The sequence below is a fragment of the Streptomyces sp. KPB2 genome (assembly GCF_003950055.1).
GTDB lineage: Bacteria > Actinomycetota > Actinomycetes > Streptomycetales > Streptomycetaceae > Streptomyces > Streptomyces salinarius.
The window spans coordinates 2,541,299-2,560,174 of the sequence record NZ_CP034353.1 but is presented as its reverse complement, the minus strand read 5'-3'; the positions used below and the strand labels follow the sequence as shown (position 1 = coordinate 2,560,174).

The 18,876-nt window shown below is 73.8% G+C and carries 16 protein-coding genes; 15 read left to right on the top strand and 1 reads right to left on the bottom strand.

All coding sequences use genetic code 11. From position 1 onward, the window contains the following. Positions 1-32: 32 nt before the first annotated feature. Positions 33-1,025, bottom strand: coding sequence for an LLM class oxidoreductase (locus tag D1J63_RS10970; RefSeq protein WP_125628749.1), 993 nt, complete (start codon positions 1,023-1,025; stop codon positions 33-35). Between the two features lie 495 nt (positions 1,026-1,520). Between D1J63_RS10970 and D1J63_RS10960 the strand changes: the two genes are divergently transcribed. The 15 genes from D1J63_RS10960 to D1J63_RS10890 all read left to right on the top strand — a co-directional run bounded on the left by D1J63_RS10960 (position 1,521) and on the right by D1J63_RS10890 (position 18,710). Then, the gene (locus D1J63_RS10960; RefSeq protein WP_232250744.1) at positions 1,521-2,744 is read left to right on the top strand and encodes a transposase; all 1,224 of its coding nucleotides are present in this window, start codon (positions 1,521-1,523) and stop codon (positions 2,742-2,744) included. 216 nt (positions 2,745-2,960) lie between these two features. Continuing rightward, positions 2,961-4,601 carry a carboxylesterase family protein gene (locus D1J63_RS10955; protein WP_125628748.1) on the top strand — a complete coding sequence of 547 codons (1,641 nt, stop codon included), beginning with the start codon at positions 2,961-2,963 and terminating at the stop codon, positions 4,599-4,601. Between the two features lie 182 nt (positions 4,602-4,783). Then, entirely contained in the window at positions 4,784-5,953 is a 1,170-nt protein-coding gene (locus D1J63_RS10950) for a 3-deoxy-7-phosphoheptulonate synthase (protein WP_125628747.1), read from the top strand. A 62-nt stretch (positions 5,954-6,015) separates the two neighbouring features. Then, a complete protein-coding gene (locus D1J63_RS10945; RefSeq protein ID WP_125628746.1) occupies positions 6,016-6,831 on the top strand; it encodes a 2,3-dihydro-2,3-dihydroxybenzoate dehydrogenase in 816 nt (271 codons plus the stop codon). 139 nt (positions 6,832-6,970) lie between these two features. Further along, positions 6,971-7,594 (top strand): isochorismatase family protein, encoded by a 624-nt coding sequence (locus D1J63_RS10940; RefSeq protein WP_125628745.1) that lies wholly within the window; start codon positions 6,971-6,973, stop codon positions 7,592-7,594. Next, positions 7,591-9,516 (top strand): anthranilate synthase family protein, encoded by a 1,926-nt coding sequence (locus D1J63_RS10935; protein WP_125628744.1) that lies wholly within the window; start codon positions 7,591-7,593, stop codon positions 9,514-9,516. Before D1J63_RS10940 ends, D1J63_RS10935 begins: the two co-directional genes overlap by 4 nt. Before the next feature lie 168 nt (positions 9,517-9,684). Beyond that, a complete protein-coding gene (locus D1J63_RS10930; RefSeq protein ID WP_125628743.1) occupies positions 9,685-10,764 on the top strand; it encodes a ketoacyl-ACP synthase III in 1,080 nt (359 codons plus the stop codon). A 10-nt stretch (positions 10,765-10,774) separates the two neighbouring features. Continuing rightward, a complete protein-coding gene (locus D1J63_RS10925; protein ID WP_125628742.1) occupies positions 10,775-11,578 on the top strand; it encodes an arylamine N-acetyltransferase in 804 nt (267 codons plus the stop codon). A gap of 5 nt (positions 11,579-11,583) precedes the next feature. Then, a complete protein-coding gene (locus tag D1J63_RS10920) occupies positions 11,584-13,170 on the top strand; it encodes an FAD-dependent oxidoreductase (RefSeq protein WP_125628741.1) in 1,587 nt (528 codons plus the stop codon). A gap of 146 nt (positions 13,171-13,316) precedes the next feature. Continuing rightward, on the top strand, positions 13,317-13,802 hold the full coding sequence (locus D1J63_RS10915; protein WP_233645640.1) for an Rrf2 family transcriptional regulator: 486 nt from the start codon (positions 13,317-13,319) through the stop codon (positions 13,800-13,802). 87 nt (positions 13,803-13,889) lie between these two features. Next, on the top strand, positions 13,890-15,374 hold the full coding sequence (locus D1J63_RS10910; protein ID WP_125628740.1) for an MFS transporter: 1,485 nt from the start codon (positions 13,890-13,892) through the stop codon (positions 15,372-15,374). 194 nt (positions 15,375-15,568) lie between these two features. Beyond that, complete coding sequence (locus tag D1J63_RS10905) at positions 15,569-16,762, top strand: MFS transporter (protein WP_125628739.1); 1,194 nt, start codon at positions 15,569-15,571, stop codon at positions 16,760-16,762. Between the two features lie 127 nt (positions 16,763-16,889). After that, entirely contained in the window at positions 16,890-17,507 is a 618-nt protein-coding gene (locus tag D1J63_RS10900) for an NAD(P)H-dependent oxidoreductase (protein WP_125628738.1), read from the top strand. 29 nt (positions 17,508-17,536) lie between these two features. Next, complete coding sequence (locus D1J63_RS10895) at positions 17,537-17,920, top strand: DUF4440 domain-containing protein (protein WP_125628737.1); 384 nt, start codon at positions 17,537-17,539, stop codon at positions 17,918-17,920. Between the two features lie 142 nt (positions 17,921-18,062). Beyond that, positions 18,063-18,710 carry an NAD(P)H-dependent oxidoreductase gene (locus D1J63_RS10890; protein WP_125628736.1) on the top strand — a complete coding sequence of 216 codons (648 nt, stop codon included), beginning with the start codon at positions 18,063-18,065 and terminating at the stop codon, positions 18,708-18,710. The last annotated feature ends 166 nt before the right edge of the window (positions 18,711-18,876 follow it).

Below are 18,876 nucleotides of genomic sequence, written 5' to 3'. Positions count from 1 at the left end.
GGCGACCCGGGCCCTCTCGGCGTCCGCCGTCGTCAGGCCGCGGAGGCCATCGCCGCCCGCTCGTGCGCGGGGAAGTGCGGCAGGATGTACTCCGCGAGTTCCTGGACCACTTCGTCGGCGGGCCGGCGGCCGTACTTCAGGTTGAGGACGACGTGGTGCACGCCCGCCTCGCGCAGCCCCTCCAGGTGGGTGCGGAGGTAGCGTCGGCCGGTGCGGTAGCCGAGATGAATGGCGCTCGGCCGGGCGTCCGCGCGCTCGACCAGGTCGAGGTAGAGGGACTGGGAGAAGGGCTTGGCCGCGCCGCCCGCCTCCGCCACCGCCTTCTGCCACATCGCCGTGGTCCGGCGCTGCTGGATCAGCGGACGCGGATACATCAGCCAGCCGTCGGCGTGCTCGGCGATCCACGGCATGCTCTGCCGGCTGTGCCCCGTCACCAGCAGCGGGATGCGCCCGCCGTCCGGCTTGGGCAGCACCCCGGCGTCCCGCAGCGTCCCGTACCGCGAGTCGACGGCCGGGAAGTCCTCCGACCACAGCCGGCGCAGCGTGGTCACCGCGGTGCGGAACAGCTCCGGGCTGTCGTCCCGGTCGAGCCCGTACGCGGGGAACTCCACCCCCCGGTCCCCGGTCGCCGCGCCCAGCACCAGCCGGCCGCCGCTGAGCAGGTCCACCGACGCGGCCGACTTCGCCGTATCGATGGGGTTGCGCAGCGGCAGCACCGTGGAGCCGGTGGCGAGCGCGATCCGGGTGGTACGCGCGGCGATGTGGGAGAGCCACACCCACGGGTCGTACAACTGGCCGGCGTCGCCGAACGACGGGTCCAGCAGCGGGATGTCCCGCACCCACAGCGCCGCGAAGCCGGCGCGTTCCGCCTGGAGGGCGCGGGCGCTCTGCTCGTTGACGTCCATCCGGGGCACCGGACCGTCGTAGGACTCCATCGGGAAGAACAGGCCCAGCGTCAGCCCGCCGGGGCGGAACACGCGCGCGTACCCGGGGCGCGAGGCGAACCGGGGGTCGAAGCAGGACATACGGCCTCCACATCGAGGTCCGCCCATCGCGACGGGACACGAACCCTCCCGCCGCGGTGAGCGGACGTACCGACACCATCTCCGCGAGCCAACCTAGGCACCGGCCGGCCCCGCCCCTGCCCGATCCGCGCACCGCACCTGACCCGTCCGCGCACCGCCCCCGTCCGCGCACCGCCCCCGCCAGTGCGCCGCCCCCCGGGCGCCCGGCTCGGCGTTGACCCGTGCCCGGCGGGTTCCCCGCCCGGCCCCGCCCCGCCCGCTCCCGCGCGCGCCGTCCCCACTCCCCCCGCACGCGCCGTCCCCGCGCCCTCCCCTCCCGCCTGCGCGTTTCCCGGGCCTTGGCCTCGCCTTGGACGGGTCGCCGGAGGCTCCTACCCGGCAGCAGGACCGCGGCCCACCGGCCCGCGGACCACCGCCACGCAGGAGTCAACCGCACAGACACGGACCGCGGCCGGATCGCCGGGACCGGTCGACCGAACGGCGATGGGGGACGTGATGCAGACGAGATTGCAGGAGCGCGCCAGGGGCATGGAGCCGACCGGTCCGGCGCGTGCGACGGCCCGGGACGGCGTGCTGGAGGAGCTGGTCGGAGTGGTCTTCGAGTCCCTCCCCCGCAGCGACCAGCGGCGCCGCGGCATGGAGTACGTCCAGGGACTGCTCGGCGTACAGGGCCGCAAGTCCATACGGAACATCTCGTCGCTGTTCGGCGGCGAGGCGGCCGAACAGAGCCTGCACCACTTCATCAGCGGCTCGACCTGGGACTGGGGTCCCGTCCGCCGCGCCCTCGCCCGGCACCTGGAGGAGCTGTCCCCGGCCCGCGCCTACGTACTGCGGCCGATGGTCATCCCCAAGGCGGGCGACAGCTCGGTCGGTGTGGACCGCCGCTTCGACCCCGGCCGGGGCCAGATGATGAACGCCCAGCACGCGGTGGGCGTCTGGGCCGTCTCCGAGGAGCACAGCACCCCCGTCAACTGGCGGCTCTACCTGCCCGAGACCTGGCTGGACGACGAGACCCGGCGCCGGCAGGCCTCCATCCCGGAGAGCGCCGTGCCCGAGACCATGGACCAGTGCGGCGTCGAGGCCTACCTCTGCATCACCCGCGACTGGGGCCTGCCGGTGCGTCCGGTGGTCATGGACGCCCGCGAGTCCGACGTACCCAGCACGGTGCGCCGCCTCCAGGCGGCCGGCGCGCCGCTGCTGTTGCGGGTCAGCGCCAACCTGCGGCTCTCCGCGACGGACCCCGGACTGCCCCGCTCCGTCGCCGAGACGGAGCTGACGGCACATCAGCTCATGCAGATGGCCCGGCCGTTGCGGCAGCCGGTCATCCAGCGCCGCCCCGACGGCCGGGGCGCCGCGCACGCCGCGCTGACCGCCGCCGTCCGGGTGCGGCTGCCCCGGCGCGCCGGCCGCCGCCCGTCCTGGTGCCGGGAGCTGGTGCTGCTCGGCGTCGGCGAGAGCGGCGGGCGCTGGCCCGCCGAACTCTGGCTGACCGACCTGACCGACCTGCACCCCGCCCAGCTGCTCCGGCTGAGCCGGCTGACCCGCCGCGTCGACCGGGACTTCGCCGACATCGCCGAGCGGGTCGGCATCAAGGACTTCTCCGGCCGCTCCTTCAACGGCTGGCACCGCCACGCCACCCTCGCCTCCGCCGCGCACGCGGTAGCCGTCCTCTCGGGCACGGACGGCCCCGCCGCGCCTCCCGCGAAGGTGTCCGCGTGAGCGCACCGCGCCCGCGGGACGGGCGCGGAGTGTAGAGGCGGCAGCGGCGGCTGTCAGCCGCCCTCGCACCCCCTCCGTCAGCTCCCCGGCCGGCCCGGCCCGGGAGCTGACGGACTCTGTTCGGCAGCTGACGTATTGCGCGGGCCCTCTTTGGCGACCCCGGAACCGGCGGCACACGATCGGCGGACCAGTCCTCCGAGTGCCTAGGAGCCCACCATGGCCAGCCAGCCGCAGGCCGCCCGAGAACGGCGAGGCGCCCCCGCCGTCGTCCCGAGTCCGCCCCGCCCCCGCGCCGCCACCGGCTCCCGGGTCGTGGTGCGCACCACGGGCGGACCGGTGGCCGGAGAACGCGCCGCCGGCGTCACCGCCTTCCGCGGCGTGCCCTACGCGCGGCCCCCGGTCGGCCCCCTGCGTTTCGCCTCCCCGCGCCCGCCGGTGCCCTGGTCCGGCGTCCGGGAGGCGGTCCGCTTCGGTCCCGTCTCCCACCAGCCCGCCATTCCCAACCGGCCCGTGCCGCCCGGCAGCGAGGACTCGCTCCACGCCAACGTCTTCACCCCCGCGACGACCGGCTCCCGGCCCGTCCTGGTGTACGTCCACGGCGGCGGCTGGCAGGCCGGCGCCGGCAGCATGCCCGCCTACGACGGCACCCGGCTCGCCGAACGCGGGGACCTCGTCGTGGTCACCTTCAACTACCGGCTCGGCGTCCTGGGGTTCGGCCTCCACGAGGAGCTGACCGACCCCACCACCGGCCACGCCGCCAACTGGGGGCTCCAGGACCAGGTGGCGCTGCTGCGCTGGGTCCACGACAACGCCGCGGCCTTTGGCGGCGACCCCGGGAACATCACCGTGTGCGGCACCTCCGCGGGCGGCGCCGCCGCCTGGCAGCTCTCCCTGCTGCCCGCGGTGCGCGGCCTGATCCGGCGCCTGGTCTGCGTCAGCCCCAGCCACGTCACCGCGCCCGGCACCGCGCTGACCGCCGAGGACTCCCGTACCGCCTACGCCACCGTGGCCCGCCGGCTCGGCACCACCGTGGCCGGGCTGCGCGAGGTGCCCGTCGCGGCGCTCACGGACGCCTGGGAGGCCCTGTTCGCGCCCCCGCCGCAGGACCGGGTGGTCGCCAGCGGACGGTGGTACCGCGGGCCGGTCGTCGACGGCCGCACCATGCCGGCCCCCGACCACCTCCTGCCCACCCCCGACATGCCCGTGCTCTCCGTCCACACCAGCACCGAGGGCTCGTTCTACACCGGGCCCGGCTCCCCGTATCCGCAGCCCTGCCCCCGGGACGACGCCGCACTGGTCGGCGCGGTGCGGCAGGTGCTGCGGCTGGCGGTCCCCGACGCCGACGACGGCCTCGCCCGCGCCTGCGCCGCCGCCTACCGGGCGGCCGCACGGGACGCCGGGCTGCCCGGCGACCCCCGGTCGCTATGGACGGAGATCTGGGGCGACGCCTTCTTCCGCCACCAGATCGTCCGCTTCGCCGACCGGCACGCCCGCCGGGGTTCGAGCCCGCTGTACATGATGGAGTTCGCCCACCCGGCGCTGCCGCCGCACTTCGGCACCCCGCACGAGGCGACCTCGCCCTTCCTGTTCGGCACCCACCGGCTCCCGCAGTTCGCCGAGGTGTTCGGGGACGGGCCCGTGCAGCGGCTGCTCTCCGACGTGTTCGTGGACCTCGTCGCCGCGTTCGCCCGCACCTCGGTGCCGCACACCCCCAACACCGCCGACTGGCCCGCGTACACGCCCGACGAGCCCAGCACGCTCGTCCTCGGCGGCCCCGGCGTCGTGGAGGTCACCCGCACCCCGAAACTCGCGCAGCTCGGCTTCTGGGACACGGTGGGCTGGTCACCGGCCCCCTGACCCGTCGGCCCACCGACCCCGTCCGCCCCCTCCCGGCGGGCCCCGCGCCGACCCCGTCGGCCCCGCGAGCCCCCGTCGGCCCCTCTACCACCGCCACCCTCTCCGCACCGCCGACGCCCTACCCACCCATGTCCGAACGCGGCCCGTGCCGTGCCGCCCACCGTCCCTGTCAGGAGACATCTGTGGACGACTCCCTAGTCGACATCGAACTGAAGATCGCCCCGCAGCAGCCCGAGTGGGACGACCCGGCCCAGGTGCGCCGGGTGCGCACCGACCTGGCGGGCCGCCCCGCCCTGGTCCGCGCCGAGGACGTACGCTCCCTGCGCCGCTCCCTGGCCCAGGTCGCCGCCGGCGAGGCACTCGTCGTGCAGGCCGGGGACTGCGCCGAGGACCCCCTGGAGTGCACCGCCGGACACGTCGCCCGCAAGGCGGCCGTGCTCGACCTGCTCGCCGGGGCGCTGAAGCTGATCACCAGCAAGCCGGTGATCCGGGTCGGTCGCATCGCCGGACAGTTCACCAAACCCCGCTCGCAGAACACCGAACGGATCGGCGAGCGGGAACTGCCCGTCTACCGCGGCCACATGGTCAACGACCCGGAACCCACCCCCGAGGGCCGCCGCCCCGACCCGCTGCGCCTGCTGACCGGTTACATGGCGGCCGACGACATCATGGGCCACCTCGGCTGGCGGGGGACCGGCCCCGAGGGCCGCGTCGACCCCACCGTCTGGACCAGCCACGAGGCGCTCCTGCTCGACTACGAGGTTCCGCTGCTGCGCCGCGAGGACGACGGCCTGCTGCTGTCCTCCACGCACTGGCCCTGGATCGGCGAGCGCACCCGACAGTCCGAGGGCGCGCACGTGGCCCTGCTCGCCGGTGTCGTCAACCCGGTGTCCTGCAAGGTCGGTCCGACCACCACCGTCGAGGCGCTGCTGGACCTGTGCCGGCGCCTGGACCCCCTGTGCGAACCGGGCCGGCTCACCCTCATCGCCCGGATGGGCGCCGACAAGGCCGCGGACGTGCTGCCGCCGCTGGTGGAGGCGGTCCGCGCGGCCGGCCATCCGGTCATCTGGCTCACCGACCCGCTGCACGCCAACACCGTCACCACCCCCAACGGCTTCAAGACCCGTTACGTGGAGGCCGCCGAGAGGGAGGTGGCCGCCTTCCGCAGGGCGGTCGTCGACCACGGCGGCGTCGCCGGCGGCCTGCACCTGGAGACCACCCCGGACGCGGTCACCGAGTGCGTCCCCGACGCCCGCTCGGCCCACCTCGTCGGCGACGCCTACGAGAGCTTCTGCGACCCGCGCCTCAACGTCGGCCAGGCCATCTCCGTGGTCTCGGCCTGGCACGCGTGAGCCGCCCCGCACGCCCCGCATGTCCCGGCACCACCCCTGCGACCGCGAAGGAGAGGCACCACATGCACAGCGCACACGCAAGCGACGGCGACACCGGCGACGACACCGCGAGCGGACTGGCCCTGGTCACCGGGGCGGCGGGCGGCATCGGAGCCGCCGTCGTCCGCACCCTGGCCGAACGCGGCCTGCGGGTCGCCGCCGTCGACCGGCACGCCGGCCGGCTCGGCGAGGAGGTCGCCAAACTGGCCGCCGACGGGCTGCCGGTGACCGCGCACGCCGCGGACGTCACCGACAGCGCCGCGGTGGAGGCGGTCGTCGACGAGATCGAGGGGACCCTCGGGCCCGTCGACCGGCTCGTCAACGCCGCCGGCGTCCTGCGGCTCGGCGAGGTGACCGCCTTCACCGACGACGACTGGACCAGCACCTTCGCCGTCAACACCACCGGCGTCTTCCACCTCTCGCGCGCCGTGGTGAGCCGCATGGTCCGGCGGGGCGGGGGAGCCGTCGTCACCGTCGCCTCCAACGCCGCCGCCACGCCCCGCTCGGGGATGGCCGCGTACGCCGCGTCCAAGGCGGCGGCGGAGATGTTCACCAAGAGCCTCGGCCTGGAGGTGGCCCGGCACGGCGTCCGGTGCAACATCGTCGCCCCCGGCTCCACCGACACCCCGATGCTCAGCTCGATGTGGCACGACGAGTCGGGGCCCCGCGCCACCCTCGCCGGCAACCTGGAAGCGTTCCGGGTGGGCATCCCGCTGGGCAAGCTGGCCCGCCCCGCCGACGTCGCCGAGGCCGTCGCCTTCCTCCTGTCGGACCGGGCCTCCCACATCACCCTGCACACCCTGACCGTCGACGGCGGCGCGGCCCTCGGAGCGGCCTGAGCGGCGGGCGTCCGGGTCCCCCACTCCTCGCCCGCCCCCGCGCAGAGCACTCAGCCCCTCCCGAACTCCCCCACGCCCACCCACCCGCACCTGGCGGTCACCGCCGAGAGCGGACTGCCGAGAAAGGACACTCCCCACCATGGCCGGTCTTCCGACCATCGAGTCGTACCCGCTGCCGACCTCGCCGGACCTGCCGGCGAACACGGCGCCCTGGACCGTGGACCCCGACCGCGCGGTCCTCCTCGTACACGACATGCAGCGCTACTTCCTGGAGCCCTTCCCCGAGCCGCTGCGCGGCCAGCTCGTCGCCAACGCCGCCGAGCTGCGCGAGCGTTGCGCCGCCCTCGGCATCCCCGTCGCCTACACCGCCCAGCCCGGCGGCATGACCACGCACCAGCGCGGTCTGCTCAAGGACTTCTGGGGACCGGGCATGCGCCCCGCCCCCGCCGACCGGGCCGTCGTCGACGCCCTCGCGCCCCGGGACGGCGACTGGCTGGTGACCAAGTGGCGCTACAGCGCCTTCCACCACACCGACCTGCTCACCCGGATGCGTTTCCACCAGCGCGACCAGCTCATCGTCTGCGGTGTCTACGCCCATGTCGGGGTGCTGATCACCGCCGTCGAGGCGTTCAGCCACGACATCGAGACGTTCTTCGTCGCGGACGCCGTCGCCGACTTCGACGAGGACCGGCACCGGATGGCCGTCGAGTACGCCGCCGCGCGCTGCGCCGTCGTCACCACCGCCAAGGAGGTCCTGGCATGACCGGCATCCGCGCCGGGCGCGCCCACGGGTCCGATCTGCTCCAGGAGATCCTCGGCCCCACGCCCCCGCCGTTCGCCCTGCTGTACCGCCCCGAGGCCACCGGGCCCGGCGTGCTCGACATCCTGGTCGGCGACGTGTCCCGCCCCGGCACACTGGCCGACATCCCCCTCGACGAGCCGTCCGGCACCCCCGGCGCGCCCCGCCACGAGGTCCTCGCCCTCGTCCCCTACCGGCAGATCGCCGAACGCGGCTTCGCCGGGCACGACGACGGCACCCCCCTGGTGGCGCTCACCGTCACCCGGCAGGAGACCGCCCCCCTCGCCGCCGTCCTGCAACGCCTGCCCGACGTGCCGATCCGCACCACCGGCGCCCGGTTCGACGTGGACGACGACTCCTACGCCGAGACCGTGCGCCGCATCATCACCGACGAGATCGGCACCGGCGAGGGCGCCAACTTCGTCATCAAGCGCACCTTCACCGTCGACATCACCGACTACACCCCGCACAGCGCCCTGACCTTCTTCAAGCGGCTCCTGGAGCGCGAGAAGGGCGCGTACTGGACGTTCGTCGTGCACACCGGCGAGCGCACCCTGGTCGGCGCCACCCCCGAGCGGCACATCAGCGTGGACGAGGGCACCGCGGTGATGAACCCGATCTCCGGCACCTACCGCTACCCCGCCTCCGGCCCCACCCTTCCCGAGGTCATGGACTTCCTCGCCGACCGCAAGGAGGCCGACGAGCTGTACATGGTGGTGGACGAGGAACTGAAGATGATGGCCCGGATCTGCCCCGGCGGCGGCCGGGTCACCGGACCCTTCCTGAAGGAGATGGCCCGCCTCGCCCACACCGAGTACTTCATCGAGGGCCGCACCACCAGCGACCCGCGCGTCATCCTCCGCGAGACCCTCTTCGCGCCGACCGTCACCGGCTCACCGCTGGAGAGCGCCTGCCGCGTCATCGGCCGCTACGAGCAGGAGGGCCGCGGCTACTACAGCGGGGTCCTCGCCCTGATGGGCCAGGACGCGAACGGCGGTGCCGCGCTCGACTCCGCGATCTGCATCCGCACCGCCGACATCGACCGCGGCGGCACGGTCCGCATCGGCGTCGGCGCCACCCTCGTACGCCACTCCGACCCGCTTTCGGAGGTGGCCGAGACCCGGGCCAAGGCGGCCGGTCTGCTCTCCGCGCTGGAGGGGGAGGGGGCGGCGAGGTTCGCGGCCCACCCCGAGGTGCGGCGAGCGCTGGAGCGGCGCAACGACACCATCGCCGGGTTCTGGCTCGCCGACCGGCCGCAGGCGCCCGCCGCCGGGCAGGCCGCGCTCTCGGCCGGCCGCCGGGTCCTGGTGGTGGACGCCGAGGACACCTTCACCTCGATGATCGGCCACCAACTCGGCGCGCTGGGCCTGGAGGTGACGGTCCGTCGCTTCGACGAGCCCTACACGGTCGCCGGCCACGACCTGGTGGTCATGGGCCCCGGCCCCGGCGACCCGCGTGACCTGTCCCACCCGAAGATCGCCCACCTGGACGCCGCGATCGCGCGGCTGCTGCGGGAGCGCCGCCCCTTCCTGGCGATCTGTCTCAGCCACCAGGTCCTCAGCCGTCGCCTCGGCCTCGATCTGGTGCGGCGCCCCTTCCCCAACCAGGGCGTCCAGCGCGACATCGACCTGTTCGGGCGGCGCGAACGCGTCGGCTTCTACAACACGTTCGCCGCCGCCAGCGGCGAGGACAAGGCGGAGACGGAGGCCGGGGTGGTGGAGATCGCCCGGGACGAGGAGAGCCGGGAGGTGCACGCGCTGCGCGGCGCCCACTTCGCGTCGATGCAGTTCCACCCCGAGTCCGTGCTCACCCAGAACGGCGTCGGGATCACCGGCGGCCTGGTCCGCGGACTGCTGACCGGCCTGCCGCTCGCGCCGGCCGCGTGACACCCGGCGGCCGGTCCGGGGCGGACGCCCGCCCCGGACCGGCCGCCATCTGACGCACTCCCCGGCGACCTGACGGGTTCGGCCGGCGGCCTTTGTCGCCGGCCCCGTGCCCTCGGGAGCATCGGTTTGCGCGGGGAGGCCCGACACCTTCACGGAAGGGGCACGATCATGATCAGCACGGGTACCGCCAGGCACGGCCGGACGTCCGGCTCCATCGCCGTCCTGGGCACGGGCTCCTGCCTGCCCTCCCACGTCGTCGGCAACGACGAGGTGGGAGCCGCGGCCGGGGTCACCGACGAATGGATACGGCGCAAGACCGGGATAATCGCCAGGCGCCGGGCCAAGCCGGACGAGGCCACCTCGGACCTCGCCATCGCCGCCGGGCGGGCCGCGATGGAGGCCGCCGGCATCACCGCCGCCGACCTCTCGCTGATCGTCGTCGCCACCTCGACGCCCGACCAGCCGCAACCGCCCACCGCCAGCATCGTCGCCGACGGCCTGGGCGCCGGGCACGGCGCCGCCGCCTTCGACGTCAACGCGGTGTGCAGCGGCTTCGTGTTCGCCCTGAACACCGCCCAGCACGTGCTGGCGGGTTCCGACTCGCCCTACGCGCTGGTCATCGGCGCGGACGTCTACTCCCGCATCCTCGACCCGGCCGACCGGCGCACCGCCATCCTCTTCGGGGACGGCGCCGGCGCGGTCGTCCTCGGCCCCGCCCGCCCCGGGCGCGGTCTGCTGGCCTCCCGGCTGGCCGGCTTCGGCGCCGAACGCGACCTCATCGAGGTCCCCGCCGGCGGCAGCCGCCGGCCCACCACCCCCGAGACCCTGGCGGCCGGCCTCCAGTACTTCCACATGAACGGGCGCGGCGTACGCGACTTCGTCACCGATGTCGTCACCCCGGCCATCGGCGCCTTCGTCGACGACGCCGGCTTCACCCCCGCCGACATCGACCACTTCGTGCCGCACCAGGCCAACGGGCGGATGCTCGACGACCTGTCGGCCACGCTCGGCATCGGCGCCGGCCGCACGCACTTCACCTACGAGGACTTCGGCAACACCGGATCCGCCTCGGTCCCCGTCACCCTCGACCACGCGGCCCGCTCCGGGCGGCTGGCCGACGGCGACCTGGTGCTGCTCGCCGCATTCGGCGGCGGCATGGCCATGGGCCTGTCGCTGCTGCGCTGGCAGCACCCCCTGCCCACCCACACCGCACCCACCGGTTACACCCACACCACCCCCTTCTGCTGAGGAGACGGCGATGCAGGACGGCATCATGGACGCGTACCTCGACCGGATCGGCGCCACCCGCCCCGACCGCCCCGACCTGGCGGGCCTCCGTCACCTGATGGAGCGACACCTGCTGTCGGTGCCCTTCGAGAACCTCGACTACCACCTGGGCGAGGACATCTTCATGGACGAACGGGTCCTGGAGAAGATCGTCACCAAGAACCGCGGCGGCGGCTGCTACGAGGTCAACCCCGCCCTCTCGTTCCTGCTGACCTCGCTCGGATACGAGGTCGACATCCTGCCCGGCTGGGTGCACCGGCCCGGCGGGCTCCTGGGCCCCTTCCAGGGCCATCTGGCGCTGCGCGTCAAGGCCGACGGCCGCGACTGGCTGGTCGACGTCGGCTTCGGCCGCAACAGCCGCTTCCCGCTGGACCTTTCCTCCCGCGAGACCCAGCAGGACCCGCACGGCGAGTACCGCCTCCAGGACGCCGGAGACGGGGCCGTCGACGTGTACCTCAACGGCAACCCGCTCTACCGGGTCTCCGACCGGCCGGTGCGCATCGAGGACTTCGCGCCGACCCTGTGGTGGTACCGCACCTCGCCCGACTCCTCGTTCCTCCAGGCCCTGTTCTGCTCCATCCGCACCCCCGACGGCCTGGTCACCCTCAAGGGCAACACCCAGATGAGCAGGGTCGCCGGGAGCGAGCGGTCCAAGCACACGCTGGCGAGCGAGGAGGAGTCGTTCGAGGCGTACCGGACCCACTTCGGCATCAGCCTGGACAAGCTGCCCGAGGAGCCCGCCGGGGGCGTCACCGCCGGCGTGCGGACGGAATGAGCACGATGAGCGAGAACCTCACCGGCGCCGACGTCGACGTGCTCGTCGTCGGCGCCGGGCCGACCGGACTGCTGACCGCGGTGGAACTGATGCGCCGCGGCGTACGGGTGCGGGTGATCGACCGCAACCTGGAACCGTCGACCACCCCCAAGGCACTGTCCGTGTGGCCCCGCGCCCTGGACATCCTGGAGGACGCCGGACTCGCCGACGCGGTGCGCCGTGAGTCCGCCCGGATCGACCGGCTCAGCTACTTCTCCGAACGCACCCCGCTCGCCTCCTTCGCGCTGAGCGAGGACACCGCCTGCCGGGTGCTGCCCCAGCACGTGACCGAACGGCTGCTCGCCGAGCGGTTCGCCGGGCTCGGCGGCAAGGTCGAGCGCGGGGTGCGGCTGCTGGCCCTGGAAGGGGTCGACTTCGCGGGCGGCGTCGGCTCGGGCGACGGTGTCACCGCCGTCGTCGAGACCTCCGACGGCGGCCTCGACCGCATCCACGCCCCCTACGTGGTCGGCGCCGACGGTGCCGGCAGCGCGGTCCGCGGCCAGCTCGGCATCGGCTTCCAGGGCAGTACGTACGAGATGGCCTTCGCGCTCGTCGACGCCCGGATCGAGGGCGACCTGCCCGACGACGAGTGCCTCTTCTACCAGGCGCCCAGCGGGGCCCTGGTGGTCGTACCGATGCCGGGCGGCGTCCACCGCTTCCTCTCCGTCATGCCCCAGGGCCGCCGCGAGGTGTCCCTGGAGATGATGCGCGAGATCGTGGACGAGCGGGGCCCGCGCGGGGTGCGGCTGACCGAGGCGGTGTGGCAGGCGGTGTTCCGGGTGCACGCCCGGCACGCCTCCGACTTCGCCGTCGGCCGGGTCTTCCTGGCCGGTGACGCCGCGCACGTGCACAGCCCGGCCGGCGGCCAGGGCATGAACAACGGTCTCCAGGACGCCCAGAACCTGGCCTGGAAGCTGGCCGCCGTCGTGCACGGCACCTCACCCGCCTCCCTCCTCGCCACCTACGGCGCGGAACGCTCGGAGGCCACCCGGCAGATCGTCCGCGACACCGATCTCCAGACCCGGGCCTGGGTCGCGAACAGCCGGGCCAAGGTCGCGGCCCGGGACGCCGCGTTCAAACTGCTCGACCGCACCGGCGCCGTCTCGCGGTACTACACGCCGGTCATGGCCGGACGGCGGCTGGCCTACCCGCCGCAGCGCGACACCCAGCGCCCCTCCGGGTTCGCCGCCTGCCGGGTGCGGGGCCGCGTCCCGGGCGGACTCAAGGAGGGCGCCGTCTTCCCGCGGCGCCACGCCCTCGCGCACGGCGTCAGCGGACCCGGCACCGACCCGCAGGCCTGGACCCTGGTCCTGGCGCCCGCCTCGGACGCCTGGCGCGCCGAGGCCGGGCACGTCGCCGCCCGCTACGGCGAGCGGCTGCGCACGGTGGAGCTGCGGCGCCGCGAGGCCGCCTTCGCCACCGGCTGCCACAGCGCCGGCTACTGGCTGGTGCGCCCGGACGGGCACATCGCCGCCCACGGCCACCGGGCCGACCTCGGCCGCCTGGAGGCCGAACTGAGGGTGGCGCTGGTGGCGGAGCCCCACAGCTCCTGACGGCCGGTCGCGGCCCGCCCGGCGGACGGGCCGCGACCACCCCGCACACCCCCTCCGACCTGCGGAAACACGTACGTCCGCAGCGACTTGACGGATAACGGAGCGAGCCCTTCTGGCGGACATCGTGGATGCGTAATGTCCAGGACATGAAGCTGAGAGAGGGCGTGGAGTGGGCGGTGCACTGCTGCATCAACCTGTCCTGGATCTCCCCGGACCGGGCGGTGCCGGCGGCCAGACTGGCCGCGTTCCACGACCTGCCCACGGCCTACCTCAACAAGCAGATGAACGCCCTGGGACGCGTCGGCATCGTCGCCTCCCGCTCCGGCCCCCGCGGCGGCTTCCGCCTCGGCCGGGAACCCGAACGCATCACGCTGATGGACGTGGCGACGGCGATAGACGGCTCGGCACAGGCCTTCCTGTGCACGGGCATCCGCCACCACGGCCCGGCCGGCACCATCACGGGACCGGCCGCCGACCGCACCACCTGCACCGTGGCCCAGGCCTTCTCCACCGCTGAACTGGCCTGGCGGCGACAGCTCGCCGACCGTTCCATCGCCGAGCTCGCCGACACCGTACGGCGGGCCAACCCGGCCGCCCCGGACCAGGTACGCCGCTGGTTCGACCGACCCTGAACCACCTACCGCACAGATCCCGCACCGCTCCCGGAACCCCGTTCCGGAACCTCCCGACCTTCGGACCCCGTAGGGAAAGGCACAGTCATGCCGTCTTCGGCCACAGGCGTCGCCACCGAGACGCCCCGCCGGCGCACCGGACTCCTCCTGGCGCTGCTGGCGTTCGCCCAGCTCATCATCTCCATCGACTACAACATCGTCTACGTCGCACTGCCCGAGATCGGCGACGGACTCGGCTTCTCCGCCCAGAGCCTCCAGTGGGTGGTCAGCGCCTACGCGGTGGCCTTCGGCGGGTTCCTGCTGCTCGGCGGCCGGGCCTGCGACCTGTTCGGACCGCGCCGCATCTTCATCCTCGGACTCGCCCTGTACGGCGTGTCCTCCCTGGTCGGCGGACTGGCCACCGACCCGGGCGTGCTGATCGCGGCCCGCGCGGTGCAGGGCGTCGGCGGTGCCTTCCTCTTCCCGGCCACGCTCACCCTGGTCTCCACCAAGTTCGCCGAGGGCAAGGAGCGCAACCGCGCCTTCGCCGTGTGGGGCACCGCGGGCGGCTCCGGCATGATCCTGGGCTCGCTGCTCGGCGGCGTCCTCACCGAGGCGTTCGGCTGGGAGTCGGTCTTCTACGTCAACGTCCCGCTCGCCGCCGTCGCCATCGCCGTCGCCTTCCCGCTGATCGCCCGTGACCAGCTGGGCGGCTCCCGCCGCTCCTTCGACCTGGCCGGTGCGCTCACCTCCACGGTCGGCACCACCTCCGTCGTCTTCGCCCTGGTCCAGGGCCCGGAGTCGGGCTGGGGCTCGGCCGAGATCGTCGGCGCCTTCCTCGTCGGCGTGGCGCTGCTCGTCGCCTTCCTGCTCATCGAGAAGCGCAGCAGCGACCCGCTGATGCCGCTGCGCCTGTTCCGCAACCGCAACCTCAGCACCGGCGCCGGCGTCACCTTCTTCTACATGGCGACCTTCGGCACCCTGCTGTACTTCCTGACCGTCTACTTCCAGGGCGTGCACGGCTACAGCGCGCTGGAGACCGGCCTCGCCTTCCTCGTCCCGATGGTCGCCATCGCCATCGGCGCCCAGACGGCCGGCCGGCTGGCCACCAAGTACGGCCTGCGCGCCATCATGGTCGCCAGCCTCCTCGTGGGTCTCGTCGGCACCGTCGTCCTCGGCTTCTCCCTGGCCACCGACGCCTCCTACGTCGCCCTGATCCCGGGCATGGTCGTCATGGGCCTCGGCCAGGGCGCCGGCTACACGCTGATGTTCGGCGCCGCCACGGTCGGTGTCGACCCGATGGAGCAGGGCATCGCCTCCGGCTGGGCGTCCACCACCCAGCAGATCGGCGGCGCGGTCGGCCTCGCCATCCTGGTCGCCATCGCCAACTCCGGCCTGGAGGGTGCTCAGGGCGAGGCGCTGCGCGCCGCCACCACGGACGGCCTGCGCACCGCGGTCTTCATCGCCGCGGCCGGTATCGCGCTGACCGCCCTGGTCGCCCTCGGCCTGCGCAAGCCCGGCAAGCAGCCCGAGCCGGTCGCCCAGGGAGGTGCCACCGCCGCGACCGACGAGCCGCAGACCGCCCAGGTCTGATCCGCAGGACCCCGGCGCGCCCCCGACGGGCGCGCCGGTCACCGGACCCCCGTGCCGTACGTTCCCCCGCCGGCGCGGGGGTTCCGGCGTTTGTGCCCTCCGTCGTGCCGCCAAGCAACCATGTGCGCGGGCGACTTGATGCATTGACGTATCCCGCCTGGCCCGGCCGGCCCCCGGGCTCGCAGCATCGATGTATGTCGAAATCATCGGTGGTCGAGGTGCCCTCGGCCACGTCGGGAAACGCACCGTTCGCCGCCACCGTCGCGACCGTGTCCGTCATGGGCGTGCTCGTGGTCGGCCAGATGTACGTGACCATCCCGCTCATGCCGCAGCTCGCCGACGCCTGGAACGTGTCCACCGGCTCGGCCGCGGCCTCCACCACGGCGTTCGCCTTCGCCCACGCGGTCGGCTCGCTCGTCAGCGGCCCGCTCTCCACCCGCTTCGGGCGGCGCACGGTGATGGTCACCAGCGTCCTCGCCATGGCCGTCGTGACCGCCGTGCTGCCCCTGGTGGGCTCGCTGGTCCCCGGCGTCGGCCTGCGGGCGCTCCAGGGCCTGTTCGCGGGCTCCTTCATCCCCATGGCCTACGCCTACCTCAACGCCCGCTTCGAACCCCGCCGCGCCTCACTGGCGCTCACCGTCGTATCCGCCTGCATGGGCGCCACCGTGGTGATCGGCCAGGTCGAGGCCCAGCTCGTCGCCTCCCTGGCCGGCTGGGTCTGGGTGTTCTGGGGGACCGTACCCCTGCTGCTCGCCGGAGCCGCCGTCTCCTGGCGGGTCCTGCTGCCCGAGGGGCGGCAGGAGACCGGCCCGGCGGGGGAGCGGAGCCACTCCCCGCTCAGGGCCGCGCTGAGCCCGCGCGTGATCCCGCTGTACCTGGTCATCCTCGTCGGAGCGGGCAGTCTCACCGCCGCCTACACCGGCGTCCAGCTCTACGGGCCCGACGACGTGGCAGGCGGTGGCGCACCCCTGCTGGCCCTGCGCGCCAGCGCCCTGCCCGCCCTGCTGGGCGCCGTGCTGATCGCCCCGGCCCTGGCCCGGGTCCCCGCCTCCCGCCGGGCCGTGGCCGCGCTCGCGGTGACCGCCGCGGCGATGCTGGCCGCCGCCCTGGGCGGCAACGACGCCGTGACCCTCGGCGCCGCCCTGTTCGCCTTCATGGCGGGCTTCTCCACCCTCGGCCCCGCGCTCATCCAGTCGGTCGGCGCGCGGGCCGGCGCCGCCGCCCAGACCACCGCCATCGCCCTGTACGGCTTCACCCTGAACGTGGGCGCCGGAGCCGGGGCCCAAATCGCCGCGCTCTTCGACCGGTTCGGCGACCTCGCGCTGTTCCTGGCGCTCGCCCTGGCCGTCGCCACCCTGGGCGTCGCCCGCAGGTCCCGCACGACCTGATGCACTCGGCGGCGACGCGTTGTCCGGCCCCCGCGCCGCGGACCACCATGCGGACAGTCGTCCGAACGTCCGGCTCCGACAGCCACCCGATCCTCACACCACCCGTACGCCCAGGGAGCGCCTGACCATGACCAACGTCGCCGTCATCTACTACTCGTCCACCGGTTCCACCCACCGTCTCGCCCAGGCCGCCGCGTCGGCGGCGGCGGAGCAGGGCGCCGAGGTGCGGCTGCGCCGGGTGCCCGAGATCGCCGCCACCGGCCGTCCCGGCTCCCAGGAGCACGCCGCGGAGGTCGCCGGGATCCCCGAGGCCACCCTGGAGGACCTGGAGTGGGCCGATGCCGTGCTGCTGGGCTCGCCGGTCCACTTCGGGCTCGCCGCCCCGCAGTTGATGCAGTGGATCAACACGACCTCGTCGCTCTCCATCCACGGAAAGCTCCTCGACAAGGCCGTCTCGGCCTTCGCCTCGGGCTCCGCCGAGCACGGCGGCCAGGTGACGGCGATCCTCGCCCTGCACAACGCCATCTGCCACTGGGGCGCGGTCGTCGTCGCCACCGGCTCCGCCGACCCGGTGCTGTACGAGAAGAACAACGGGAACCCGTACGGCGCCAGCACCGTCGCGGGCGACCGGATCGGCTTCATCCACGAGGAGAACGCCGGCGCCATCGCCTACCAGACCCGCCGCACCATCCACGTCGCCGCCGCGCTCAAGGCCGCCCGCTCGGCGTCCGTGGCCGCCGCCTGACCGCACCCGCGCGAGAAGGGAGCCCTCTCATGGCAGTCATCGACCCGGCCCTCCTGCCGGACACGTTCGTCGCGGCCTTCAACGCCAAGGACCTCAACGCCATCGACCGGCTCTTCGAACCCGGGGCGGTCCGGGTGCTGCGGCCCGGCGAGGTGGTCGTCGGCGACGGCCGCCGCGCGGCGACCAGCAGCTTCCTGGCGCTCGGCGTGCCGATCGAGATCAGTCTGCGCCACTCCTACGTCTACGACGACACCGCGCTGCTGATCGGTGACTTCGTCATCGACGGCACCAAGCCGGACGGCGAGCGGGTGCACATCGAGGGCACCGCCACCGACGTGGCCCGGCGCGGCCCCGACGGCCTGTGGCGCTACATCATCGACAACCCGCCCGGCGTGGAGAAGGCCGACGGCTGAAGACCCCCGCAGCCCCGGTGAGGAGGTCACCTGACGGACTATTGAATACCGGTGGCCGCGCCCGCGCCGCCCGCACCAGTATGGGCAGCGCAACGCCGGCAACGGCACCCGAGCACCCAATCCAAGAGGGAGCGGTACGGCCATGACCAATGTCGCCATCGTCTATTACTCGGCCACCGGAAACATCCACAAGCTGGCTGTCGCCGCGGCCGAGGCGGCGGAGAAGGCGGGCGCCGAGGTCCGGTTGCGCCGGGTCGCGGAGATCACGGACGAGCCGCTCGCCCCGAACTACACCGAGTGGTCCGACGCCAACCGGGAACACGTCTCGGCCAGCCGGGACGTGCCCGTCGCCGCCATCGACGACCTCGACTGGGCGGACGCCGTGGTCTGGGGCACCCCGGGCCGCTACGGTCTGCTCGCCGGCCCGCTCAAGCACTTCATCGACCAGACCTTCGAACTGCACGCCCGGCGCGGCCTGATGAACAAGGCGATGTCCGCGTTCACCTCGACCGGCACGCCGCACGGCGGCCAGGAGTCCACCCTCCTGTCGCTGAGCAACGTGTTCTACCACTGGGGAGCCGTCATCGTGCCGCCCGGCGTGACCGACGACATCCTGCTCGCGCCGAGCAACGGCAACCCCTACGGGGTGAGCGCCACGTCGGGCCTCCAGGCCATCCCGGGGCATCTCGCGCAGAACGTCACCGACGACAACCTCGCCGCGGTCGGCTACCAGACCGTCCGCACCCTGAAGGTCGCCGAGGCGCTGAGGAAGGGCCTGGCCCAGGGCTGACCCACCGGTCCCCCGCGGGGGCCGGACCGCGCCGTGCCGGCGCGGTCCGGCCCCTTTTTCGTGGCCGAAATACAAGATGACGCATTTCCCTTTCCTTTCTTTCCGGGGGCGTCCCGAACGTGTGAACTTAGAGAGGGGAATTCCTGTTCCATGTGACGGTTCTCGG